Raw genomic sequence first — 11,517 nt, 5'->3', positions numbered from 1 at the left:
CGAGTGCATAAAAGCCCTTTGCTTGTATGTCTGATCTTTTTGATGAGAGTACGCATATATGCTTCAGTGTTAGCTCATTATTCCAGGGAGTGAACCGCCCATGTCTACCCAGATTAAGCAGGAGAGAATGCCAGATTTTCGTCAAGAGATACCACCTGAAACCGATAAATTGTTGGTATGCTCCGCCTCGCCTGCTCCCAAAGAGCGTGTGCCCTGGACTGTGCGCCTCAAAAATTTTCTCCAGTCTTCTTCATTCTCACCCGAATGGCTTCCTCCTTCCTTACAATCTCCTTTTGTTGGGTATCTTCTTGCGGTGCTGCTCCCTATCTTGATGGTTGGGTGTGTGTACCTGATTACATGTTTTTTGCCTTCGTTTCGCTTTGCGAGCGCTCCCATTATCCTGGCCGTTGTTCTCATCTCATTGGGTTGGGGAACGCTATCCGGCTTGCTTGCTACCCTGGTGGGGACGCTTGCATTGACAATCTTAGTCGTTCCCTCGCTGATGCCATTGACCTTTGATCATGATGAGTATGTCTATAGCGCGATTATGTTTACAATTATTGGCATCAGCTTGAGCCTACTTACCAGCCAGACTCAGCATGCCCGTCGGCAGTCTACAAGAGCGCAAGTTTCCGCTGAATCTACCAGGGGCTTTCTCTACCATATCCTCATGCATGCACCGACTCCTATTGCGGTTGTGAGCGTGCCTGAATATCGTTTTGAGTTGATCAATTCCCATGCCTCTCGTTGCTTTGGCATGTGCGCCTCAATGATTCTTGGGAGATCGGTAGGTGAGGTCATTACGCACGATGATATTCACCAGGTTATCCCGGCTCTCGATTGGGTTCAGAAGACTGGGAATGAATTATCCCTTCAGGAGCGCCCTTTCTTTGTTGATCTACGTTGTGATGGCGGGCGTGTGAAGCAGTACTTTAATATCTACTATCAGCCGATGTTTAGCCTGCAAGGCATCCTGGATGGCATTATCATCTTTGGCGTGGATATAACTGAACAGGTAGAAGCGCGGCAGAAGATTGAACAGCTACTCTCTCAACTCGATAGCTTTATCGGGGTGGTTGCCCATGAATTGCGTACGCCTTTAACTGCTACCAAGACCAGTCTGCAAATCGCGCAGCGCAAATTGAAGCGCACGTTCACAACGCAACCGCTGCTGGGCGTCTCTCTACAGAAAAATGAGGTATTGGGCGCGTTAAGTAAGAATCTCATGCGGGCGGAGCAACAGGTGGACCTGCAAAATCGTCTGGTAGGAGATTTATTGGACGCATCCCGTATGCGTTCTGATCGCCTGGAACTGCATTCCAGGCACTGCGACATCACACGTATCGTTCAGGAGTGTGTCGATGTACAACGTGAGCAACACCCCCAACGTGTGCTGACATTGAAGATGCCCTCAACTCAGAATATCTCGATCATGGCCGATCCTGACCGCGTTGGACAGGTGGTGACGAATTATCTCACCAATGCGCTTAAATATTCCGATGCGGAATACCCCGTCGCGGTTGAGGTCACGCTGAAAGGGGCACATGTGCGTGTCTCTGTGCGTGATCAGGGACCGGGTCTCCAGCTGGAGCAGCAGGAACATCTCTGGGACCGCTTTTACCGCGTGCCGGGTATTCACGTGCGCAGTGGTTCTGGCGTTGGTCTGGGCCTGGGTCTGTATATCTGTCGCTCTATCATGGAGCGCCTGGGAGGAACAACAGGCGTGCAAAGCCGGCCAGGTGAGGGTTCGACCTTCTGGTTCACCCTGCCTGTGAGTGCGTAGTAGGCAGGGTAGCAGGAAATATGATACGCTGCTAGCATGGCCATTCGACATATTAAATGTATCATTGATATTGTGAGGGGGGAAGTATGTCAACTGTTCTTGAACATATCCTACGGAGTCGCCTGGTCGCTATCGTGCGCCTGGAGCATTATGAAAATGCCTTAGATATTGCCCGCGCGCTCCTGGCAGGTGGCGTCACAGCGATAGAATTTACGTTGACTGGTAAGGGTGCCAATCAGGCGATTACTGAGGTGGGCTCGGCTCTGGGTGAGCAGATGAGTATTGGGGTTGGCTCCGTGCTGGAGGCGCGTGCGGCTGAAGAGGCGATTGCTGCGGGTGCTCAATTTGTGGTTACTCCTGTCGTTGTACCTGATGTCATTGTAGCCTGTAAAGCAGTTGGAGTTCCTATTTTGTGTGGAGCATTGACCCCAACCGAGGCTTTAAACGCGTATCGTGCGGGAGCCGATCTTATCAAAATTTTTCCAGCGCGTGTGGGAGGGCCACAATACATTAAGGATATCCTGGCTCCATTGCCGCAGTTGCGTGTCGTCCCGACAGGCGGCGTCAGCCCGGAGAACGCGCGCACCTACCTGGATGCAGGAGCTGTGGCCGTTGCTATGGGTGGCAACCTTGTCTCAGCGAAGGCGGTTGCGGCCGGCGATTGGGAATATATCACGGCTCAGGCGCGTGCCGCCGTTGAGGCGGTGCGCTAAGGTGGAGCACTGTTTGATGTTAAAGGGAGCGTCTCATGTATGATGTGGTAACGCTTGGCGAGTGCATGGCCGTGCTCTATCCCACCGAACCAGTCCCAATGGATCGCGTCTCCACGTTAACGCTTGATATCGCGGGGGCTGAATCGAATACAGCCATTGGTTTGAGTCAGTTGGGACATCATGTGCGTTTTGTGAGCCAGGTGGGCAATGATTCGCTTGGCCAGCGCATTCGAACCACGCTGGCGCAGGAGGGCGTGGATACCACGTATCTCTTGACTGATTCGGACGCCCAGACAGGCGTCTTCTTCCGCGAGTGGCTGCCAGATGGGGCCAGGCGTGTGCAGTATTATCGACGTGCCTCCGCTGCTAGCAGGCTCAGCCCCGAGCACCTGAAGTCGGAGATGTTCGCGGGGGCGCACATCGTGCATATGACAGGTATCACTCCCGCGCTGAGCGAGACGTGCGCGGCGAGCGTGGCACGCGCCATTGAACTGGCACATGAGGCGGGCGCGCTGGTCTCCTTTGATCCAAATTATCGCGCACCCCTATGGAGCGTGGAGGCTGCACGTGTGGCTCTTCTTCCGCTCATGGCCCAGGCTGATATCCTGCTACTGGGCCACGAAGACGCGCATGCCATCCTGGGAACGCATAACGAGGAAGAGGTGCTTGCCCCTATGCCAGGTTTTCGCGCCCAGGTAGTCGTATTGAAGCAAGCCGAAAAAGGGGCCTGCGCCAGGGCTGGGGAGGCGCGTGTCACGGTTCCCGCGACGCCAGTGTCCGAGGTTATTGACCCGGTAGGCGCGGGCGATGGCTTTAATGCCGGTTTCCTCTCGGGTTGGCTACGTGGTTATGCGCTGGCCGATGCCTTGCGCCTGGGGGCACGGGTAGGCGCGCGGATCGTCTCCCAGACGGGCGACTATGTACACAGTCGCGATAAGGCCTAGTCAGGTATTGTCAGATATTTAAAAAGAGCCCTCGAAGCAGGTCTGCTTCGAGGGTTCTTTTATGTTTCATTTAGCGAATGGCTGCTACCTCAGGTGAAGTAGGTGTTTCGTCGATGATCGGGGCTGGGGGAGGCGTGGGGGAGCCGGAGCGACCACGCGCACTCTCCGCGATGACATAGAGCGTCGGAACCACGATCAGGGTCAGGATGGTTGAGGTCGTCAGGCCACCGATGACCACAATGGCCAGCGGGCGAGAGATGAATCCACCCGAGCCTGCACCACCAATACCCAGTACCATTGGCATCAGAGCCAGGATGGTCGCGATAGCCGTCATCAGAATGGGGCGCAGGCGATGGCGCCCACCCTCGACAATCGCTTCGCGGGCCGTCATCCCCTGCTCGCGATACTGGCGTACCAGGTCAAGCAAGACGATGGCGTTAGTGACTACGATACCGACCAGCATCAGGAAGCCGATGAGTGCCGCGGCACCCAGCGGGGTGTCGGTCGCCAGCAGCAGGATCAGCGAACCCGTCGCGGCGAAAGGAATCGAGATCAGTAGAATGACGGGCTGCAAGAGGCTGCGGAAGGTCACAACCATGATGATATAGACCAGCATGATCGCAACGAGTACCGCGAGCCCCAACTGACGGAATGTATCAGCCTGGTCGGAGCTGATACCACCCAGGGAGACCTTGGCGCCAGAAGGCAGGCTCAGCTTGTTCAGGGCCTGCTGCACGTTGGTGCTGACCGCGCCGACATTGCTATCGGTCACAGTCGCGTTGACCGTGGCTGTGCGGTTGCCGTCGATATGCGTGATCTGTGTTGGCCCATTGACCTGGGTCACCGTCGCGATATCCCCAATCTTGACACTGCCAGTTGTCGTGGGAATGCTTAGTGCTTTGATCGCGTCGATATTCGAGGCTGGATTACCCACGAAGAGATCGACATCCTGCTGGCTGCCATTCACGGTGATATGCGTCACCGTCGAGCCGGAGTAGACCTGGCGGATGTTCTGTGCGACCTGTATGGGGGTCATGCCGATCTGCCCAGCCTTAGTCGAATCGACCACAATATTGTACTGTGGAGAGGCTGAGGTCAGGCTGCTGGTGATATCGGCCAGGCCAGAGATGTTTGAGATGCTGTCCTGTACCTGCTTGGTTGTATCATTGAGCGTCTGATCATCATTGGCCTGGATGTTGATGGCAATATTGGAGTTCGATGGACCCGAGTTACCAGCGGAGACCGTCAGTGTCCCCAGGCTTTTATCCGTCTCCAGGCGATCACGAAGATTTTTCTCAAAGGCCGTCTGATCAACACTGTCTTTGGTTACTATGGTGAAGCTAATGGCGTTAGAGCCGCCACCACCAGAGAGCGATGAGAAGCTACCCGCGGAGCCAACGGTTACCTGGTAGGTTTTGATGTCAGAGAGATCGGAGATGGATTGCTCGATCTGCTTGGCGACCTCGTCGCTCTTATCCAGGCTGGTCGCAGATGGAAGCGTCAGGCTGACGCTATAGGTACCCTGGTTAGAAGAACCGAAGAGGTTCGTTTTCAAGCCGCCAGCAAAGGCGAATGAGACGACCAGGAGTGCGATGGCGGCCACAACCAGGACTGTGCGCTGCCACCAGGCACCCGTGACCCAGCGTACAATCGCCACATAGCCGCGCTCAAGCCAGGAGCCAGAATGCTTCTTTGCCTCCTGTCTTTTGGCAAGTACCTCGGCTTTAGGAGCCTTGAGGAACCAGTAGGCCAGCACTGGAATAATGGTCAGGGCCACGAAGAGGGAAGCCAGCAGGGCGACAGTTACTGCCACCGAGAAGGAGCGGAAGAGCTCGCCGACCAGTTGCCCTGTAAAGGCAATGGGGAGGAAGACCGCCACGGTCGTCAAGGTCGAGGCTGTGACCGCGCCCGCGACCTCGCGCACACCATTGAGGACGGCGCTTTTCTTCTCCTCACCCTCTTGCAGGTGACGATAAATGTTCTCCAGAACGACAATCGAGTCATCCACGACGCGGCCCACAGCGATGGTTAGACCACCGAGAGTCAGGATATTGAGGGTAAAGTTGCCGATGTAGAGGCCGATCAAAGCGATAACGATGGAGAGCGGAATGGAGACCGCGGTCACCAGCGTCGAGCGCAATGAGAAGAGGAAGAGTAGGATCACCACGATGGCGAAGAAGGCGCCGATCAGGCCCTCTCTCGTCAGATCATTGACCGACTGGGTGATAGTGGGAGCCTGGTCAGAGATGACCGAGATCTTCGCACCATGCCCCAGTTTGTTCTGGAGTGCGGTGATGTCCTGATTGACGGCCTGTGAAATCGAGACTGTATTGCCGCTCGTGGTCTTGACCAGTGAGATGCCCAGGCTGGGCTGCCCATTGGTACGCGTAAGCGAGGTCGAAGGCGAGAGATCCTCCTTCACCGTCGCGACATCTTGTAACTTGACTGGTTTTGCGGGCGCGAAAGTCTGTGTCGTGTTCGCACCGGGGAAGCCCGCGCCGGCGCTAGTGCCAGGGAAGCCGGAGCCTGTAGAGGCCGACTGGCTACCCACAACCAGGTTTTTCAGGTCGTCTAGCGACGTAAAGGTGTTGCCCGCTGTCACGGGATGTTATTTATGGTGACTTCACTGGAGAGAAGCTAGAGCGCCTTATCACGCTCCTAGAGCGCATAGCGGTGTAGTAAGCCGGGGGACGAGCGTAGGGCACGACCAGGGCGTATGCAGTGTGTACGCCCTCTCTTTTTGCCCACTTTATAGGCCCCTTATTCCCCCCTATCGTAGTGATACATAGTATTAGTAGGGGGTTTATGGGCCTTTATTGTTGGCTTCCTGCTATCAGCAACCCACTAATGAAGCCCCTGGTGTGTTGTTATCGTTAGTACATGTCAGACGGGCCTCTACCATAGCCCCCACCTACGGTTGCGTTACGTCGTGATTGTAGCTTCTCCCACTCGTCAATAAGAGGCTTAACGATAGCATCAAAGATATGCGTTAAGTTAGCATACGACCTCATGAAACTGATATAGCTCTCCAGGCTGTCGATACGCACATAATGCTTCGTACCTTGCCCCGACTCAAAGAGCACTACATAGTCATTGCCATCAGCCGTCGAATAGCTTGGCTTTTGGGCTACGTAGGTCGTGATACCATTCTGTACATACTGTTCTGTGGCCCTTGCAATAACATCAGAGCACGCATTATCATGTGAGTATGCTAGCCCCCCGCTATATGTCCAGTATCGCTCTACTGCCTCTCTTTTCTTCGTCACTGTATGCCCTCTCTTCCCTTCATAGCTTCACTTACCAGACGATCAAGTGTCTCTACCATGCTTAAGCCTAGCAAGGCAGCAAGCACCCGTAGTCTTTGGTGTGTCTTAGACCATACTTTGATTGTGGTCTGTGGCTCCCTATGTCTTCGTGTTTCCATAGTAGTTATTTTACTACACTTCAGGCCGATAGAGAGCATTTTTAGGGGTAGGGCGTGTAGATGTGGGAGCGGCTTTATAAGTCGTTGGAAGTCGTTTTTTTAACGCCCTAGGCGTTAGGGTGGACAGAAGTAGGTACTACCATGCTACAATGGTGGTACATTGTAATGACATTGTAGTAGCATTGTTAAAAAAACGGGGGAACTTATGACAACGACAGTAGAGAAGACGACCACAACCAGGGCGATAGATAGAGATCGTTACTACTCTCTAGCACAGGTAGGGGCCTTCATTGGAAGGTCGCGCTATACCATACACCGTCGCGTAGGGGCTGGCGTGATACCAGCTAGCAAGGCTGGTCGCGCCTTCATTGTGAAGGGTAGTGACGTATTGGAGATCATTGCACAAAGAGCCTAAGGTGTGGATAGAAAAATAGCCCTTTACCTATTGGCGTAGGTGTGGGCTAGTGGAATGGGAGGTTTGTTCAGTTGATAAGTACAATTATAAGCGATTTAGAGGCAGAACACAAGAGGAGTGACGACAGCCATAGAGTAAAGAGATTAACGGTAGGAGATAGTCTGTACAAAGAGATTATACGAACCTACCCACCGCTAAGAGATAACCCAACGTATAGGCGCTTATTCCGCTACATCGTCCTTCAGTATCACTCTGATAGGTACATACCTATCCCACACAAGCTACTAGCTGATATCGCAAGAATACACCCTCGTAAGTTTAATGGAGAGCGGCTGTTAGAAGACTTTAGAAGGAACGTGCTACCAGGCATGGCCTGGTCTAGTTACTCACCAGACAACCATAAATGCCGTGTCATTCTTAAGACTGGTATAGATGAATTTTTACAGCGTCGACTAGACGAAGACAACGAACCAAAGAGGCGCGATATGGAGAGCGGAAAAGTCTATAACCGTGTTTCTCAGAAAGAAGTACACGCTCGTATGCTAGAGGCAAATAACGCCCTGGTAGAAGCTAGCCTCTGCGAGAATGAGGCCATGAGGGAGGTACACCGGGCAATGCTAAACGACCTCAATAACCTGCCTCTTACCCTCTTTCAAGGACTGGCAGACAAACACTACAACGAAGCGTGGTCTGTAGCCTCTCACCTCCCCTATGAGGATGAAAGCGACAGGCGAAAGCTTCAGCTAGAGCTACAGGAAGTGCGCGATATGCCTAAGCCCTTCTATCATCCTTCAGGACAACAGGCCAGGGTATACAGCAGTGGAGGGCTAGCGAATATCAAGAAAGAAGTACGCAGGGCCTTCTTCCTCAAAGAAGAGGGCCATGTAGAGCTAGATATAGCCTGTTGTAATCTCAGTATCGTGGCTCGTCTATGGAATATTGAGAGCATACAGGAGATACAACAGCAAAGGGGTTCTGTCTGGTCGGAATTGTTAGATTATATGGAAACATCAGACGAGCTAAGGGCCATAACCAAGCCGATATTAAAACAGGGCGTCTGTTCCTCGATATACGGTATGAAAGCCAGCAACGTAGAGGGGCAAGTAACCTTGGAGTTTGGTGGAAAGACGCTGAAGGGCAAGGGCGAGAACAGGTACGCTAAGCCGGTAAAAGGACGCCCTGTTCTTCTCAAAGAGAAGCGCTTTACTGATAATCCCCTTATTGCAGATTTACTACAGGCTATCAATCTGGCTAAACAGGAGATCAGAGACGACGGGGGCTACAATGGGGCCTATGGTTTTATTGAATACGACGGTGTAGAGGATATCGATAGTTATCTATGTAGGGTTATAGGCTCGTACGAGCTGGCAATAGTAGCCAGTTGCTTTGAACTAGCCAGGGAGAGAGGCGACTTCCAAGTAGTGCTGTATCAATACGACGGGGTAACGATCAAAGTAGCCAAGAATGATAGGCCCGATAGGGTAGCGTCTGTACTGACAGCGATACAGCACAGAGCCAGTCAAGTAGCGCAAAGCTTTGGAATTTACACGACGCTAGAGCCTTGTTAATCGCGCCCCTGTATTGGCGCAGTAGCGCCTTTAGGTAGCGCGGATATATAGGGGGTAAGTAGCGCTTATATGGGGAGATCAGAAGGAGCGAGAGGAGAGGAACACTCACAGCACACAGCGTCTAAGGGTCTAGCGTCTAGCGTCTCTCTAGTCTCTTTCTCTCTTCTCCTTCATGTATGTCCACTCCCTAAAGTGGGATAAACCCAGATGTAGAGCCACTTTAGACGATTTTGATTTTTTCAGATTTTTCCCAAAGATGTTGAAACGGCTTAGGAAGGTGCTGTAACACCCCCTAAGCCCTACCCTGAACTGTTAGCTACAGGGCAACGTTTATTATAAGCCCTGTAGATAGAGGGAGCAACAAAACATGGTCGTCAATCAGTCGTACTTATCAAAGGGTATCCAGTGGTTTGAAGAGAGGCTTGTAGAGCTATCCTATCTGTTCCTCATTGTGGGCTTCTGTCTTGGAACAATAGACCTCTTCACACAGGGTACACTTATGAGCAATGGTCTAATGGTGTACATCTGGGCCACCACCCAGGCTATAGCTATTGATGGGTCGTTGCTTGTCAAGTGGAAGCGGTTCGCCTTGGCCCTATATACCAAATCATGGGGCGCGGCCTTGGCCTATCTCCCTATCTGCATACTCTTCTCTGTCGTGGCATGGGCTGTCAATGATATTCAGTCTATGGCTGAAGTGTTGAAGATAACCCCTATCGAGTCGGTACAAAGGCTTGGGTTAGACCTTCCAACCTTGACCCATATTAGGGGTGCATTGGTCGTCCTGGTGGCTATATCCATAGCCGTAGAGAACGCGATAAGTAAGGCTGTCGAAGACAAGAAGGTACAAACGAAGAGCTCGGAGCTTGTACCAAACCAGGGTACACGCTCGGTACAAATCGCTGTAGAGGAGCTTGACCCTATGGAGTTAGAAGGGGCCAAGGATGTAGCCCTGCTAGGTACAAGCAAAGACCAGGGTACAAGCCAAAAAGACCAAGGGCCAAACGCAGAGGTACAAGGGTCAAAGGAGCAAGGTACAAGCGGACTTGACGATCTTGTACCAGGGGCTAAGGTACAAAGCAGTGAGGTACAAGGGGATAAGCAACGACGCGCACCATTAACCCCTGAAGCCCTGAAGGTATACGACGCTTATACCGCCCTGATAGCTAAAGGGCTTAAGCCTACAGCCTCACTTCTTCAGGTAGAGGCGGCTGTATCGTTAGGGACTGCGAAGAAATATCTGCGGGAGATACGACAGAAAGAAGCCGTCTAAACCGAAGATGTACGCTCTTTGCCTCTCCTATGGGTGGTATGTGGCTGTGTGGAGTGAGAGAGGGCCTATTAGGCCTATACGACGAATCGTATATGACGTTTTTCGCGTCATATATTGAAGAGGCAGAAACCATGGTGAGAAAAGAACGTGTACAAACAGGTGTGTCACTAGAGAGAAGCAGGGAGATACCTGTGTTCTGTCAGCTAGTGATATTGACCAGTTTTCCGCCACACAAATAAGAATGAGTTGCTAGACAGTGGATTTAGGTTTATATGTGCTGATGCATGAATGGCATGGATTTACTCTCTTCTTGTGGCAGAAAAGGATCTAAGCTCGAGGTATGCGACGTGAATGCACTGTTGGTACGGAAGGTGTCTCACTATCAACAGCAGCATGTGAAAGCCGCTTGTTTTGGAGAGGAGTACGTATCCCTACGAGCACCAACTGGAATAGTTGCACCCGTGTATTGATGAGTTTTTCTAGCGAATGTGAACCAGAGCCCTAAAAAGGGTCTCCCCTTCGCGTACATGACCAGGTATGTCTGCTGCTTTCCGCCTGGTGATCGCTGGTGCGATAGTCAGTCCCGGCGGAATATAGGAGCAGGTCACACAACAGAAAGAGGAAGCAATGAACTCCCATGTTCGTTTGCGCCATTGGTTGCTATTACTGATGGTCAGCAGTGTTTTACTCATGAGTTGCAGTGAGAACACCGACCGAAAAGCGGCCGAATCCCCGACGACGACCTCTGTCTCAACCGAGCTACCACTGCAATCAGCGGTCGATTTTTCTGGCTATATCACTGGAACGATGCAAATTGATCAGACTACGTGCAGTATAAACGGAGATGTTGATAAAAACGGCAATGTGCCGAGAGGAGTCTATAGCATTTCGCTCACCGGCGCCGTGAACGGGAATCTTGTGAATATATACATTATGATGACATTCTATAAGGGCCCGGGAGTCTATACTGACCTCGGGGGAAATACTATTACCATGGATCTGTCTGCAGAGAATTGGGTGCGAGCCTCTCCAGAAACACTGACGAGCCTCAAAGTGTTCCCTGATCCGAAAACTGGCCAGTTCTCCTTTTCAGTACAAGGTCAAAATGGCCCCAGCCACATAGACCCTCCTTCTCTTCCTACTCTTGTCACTATTCAGGTTTCTGGAGTATGGGGATGTACGGAGCTCGAGTAGGCCTATTAGGCCCGTCAGCGCAAAATACAACGTTAAGCTAAGATCGAGCTACTTTCAGATAAACCATGCAAGTTATCGGCAGCGTCTTTTTTGATAGGTGGCGCTCAAAATGAGCACCTTATCGGCAGCGTAGGAGCTATGTGTGCGGCTCACAGTGCCGATAAGGGAGATTCTCAGCGCCGTGGGTCGCTTAACGTTGTAAA

The 11,517-nt window shown here is 52.1% G+C and carries 9 protein-coding genes; 7 read left to right on the top strand and 2 right to left on the bottom strand.

Annotated elements, in window-relative coordinates; genetic code table 11:
* Positions 1 to 100 precede the first annotated feature (100 nt).
* The 3 genes from KTE_RS03660 to KTE_RS03650 all read left to right on the top strand — a co-directional run bounded on the left by KTE_RS03660 (position 101) and on the right by KTE_RS03650 (position 3,440).
* Positions 101 to 1,783, top strand: coding sequence for an ATP-binding protein (locus KTE_RS03660; protein ID WP_201378653.1), 1,683 nt, complete (start codon positions 101 to 103; stop codon positions 1,781 to 1,783).
* Positions 1,784 to 1,869: 86 nt separating this feature from the next.
* Positions 1,870 to 2,496, top strand: coding sequence for a bifunctional 4-hydroxy-2-oxoglutarate aldolase/2-dehydro-3-deoxy-phosphogluconate aldolase (locus tag KTE_RS03655; protein WP_201378651.1), 627 nt, complete (start codon positions 1,870 to 1,872; stop codon positions 2,494 to 2,496).
* 35 nt (positions 2,497 to 2,531) lie between these two features.
* On the top strand, positions 2,532 to 3,440 hold the full coding sequence (locus KTE_RS03650) for a sugar kinase (RefSeq protein WP_201378649.1): 909 nt from the start codon (positions 2,532 to 2,534) through the stop codon (positions 3,438 to 3,440).
* Positions 3,441 to 3,510: 70 nt separating this feature from the next.
* Here the strand turns inward: KTE_RS03650 and KTE_RS03645 are convergent, their stop codons facing one another.
* Both KTE_RS03645 and KTE_RS03640 read right to left on the bottom strand, forming a co-directional pair.
* On the bottom strand, positions 3,511 to 6,042 hold the full coding sequence (locus tag KTE_RS03645; RefSeq protein ID WP_236600275.1) for an efflux RND transporter permease subunit: 2,532 nt from the start codon (positions 6,040 to 6,042) through the stop codon (positions 3,511 to 3,513).
* Positions 6,043 to 6,313: 271 nt separating this feature from the next.
* Complete coding sequence (locus KTE_RS03640; protein ID WP_201378647.1) at positions 6,314 to 6,706, bottom strand: hypothetical protein; 393 nt, start codon at positions 6,704 to 6,706, stop codon at positions 6,314 to 6,316.
* Positions 6,707 to 7,069: 363 nt separating this feature from the next.
* Between KTE_RS03640 and KTE_RS03635 the strand changes: the two genes are divergently transcribed.
* From KTE_RS03635 to KTE_RS03620, 4 genes are all read left to right on the top strand, one after another.
* Positions 7,070 to 7,279 carry a helix-turn-helix domain-containing protein gene (locus KTE_RS03635; protein WP_201378645.1) on the top strand — a complete coding sequence of 70 codons (210 nt, stop codon included), beginning with the start codon at positions 7,070 to 7,072 and terminating at the stop codon, positions 7,277 to 7,279.
* A 71-nt stretch (positions 7,280 to 7,350) separates the two neighbouring features.
* The gene (locus KTE_RS03630) at positions 7,351 to 8,847 is read left to right on the top strand and encodes a hypothetical protein (protein WP_201378643.1); all 1,497 of its coding nucleotides are present in this window, start codon (positions 7,351 to 7,353) and stop codon (positions 8,845 to 8,847) included.
* Positions 8,848 to 9,214: 367 nt separating this feature from the next.
* A complete protein-coding gene (locus KTE_RS03625; RefSeq protein ID WP_201378641.1) occupies positions 9,215 to 10,120 on the top strand; it encodes a hypothetical protein in 906 nt (301 codons plus the stop codon).
* Between the two features lie 627 nt (positions 10,121 to 10,747).
* Entirely contained in the window at positions 10,748 to 11,314 is a 567-nt protein-coding gene (locus KTE_RS03620) for a hypothetical protein (protein ID WP_201378639.1), read from the top strand.
* Positions 11,315 to 11,517 lie beyond the last annotated feature (203 nt).

This window comes from Ktedonobacter sp. SOSP1-85 (genome assembly GCF_016587415.1).
Lineage (GTDB): Bacteria > Chloroflexota > Ktedonobacteria > Ktedonobacterales > Ktedonobacteraceae > Ktedonobacter.
The sequence above is the reverse complement of the archived record's forward strand: the minus strand, read 5'-3'. Positions and strand labels throughout refer to the sequence as shown.

Coding starts and splice junctions, on each gene's coding strand:
- KTE_RS03660 (WP_201378653.1), top strand. CDS start 101: ATGTCTACCCAGATTAAGCAGGAGAGAATGCCAGATTTTCGTCAAGAG.
- KTE_RS03655 (WP_201378651.1), top strand. CDS start 1,870: ATGTCAACTGTTCTTGAACATATCCTACGGAGTCGCCTGGTCGCTATC.
- KTE_RS03650 (WP_201378649.1), top strand. CDS start 2,532: ATGTATGATGTGGTAACGCTTGGCGAGTGCATGGCCGTGCTCTATCCC.
- KTE_RS03635 (WP_201378645.1), top strand. CDS start 7,070: ATGACAACGACAGTAGAGAAGACGACCACAACCAGGGCGATAGATAGA.
- KTE_RS03625 (WP_201378641.1), top strand. CDS start 9,215: ATGGTCGTCAATCAGTCGTACTTATCAAAGGGTATCCAGTGGTTTGAA.
- KTE_RS03620 (WP_201378639.1), top strand. CDS start 10,748: ATGAACTCCCATGTTCGTTTGCGCCATTGGTTGCTATTACTGATGGTC.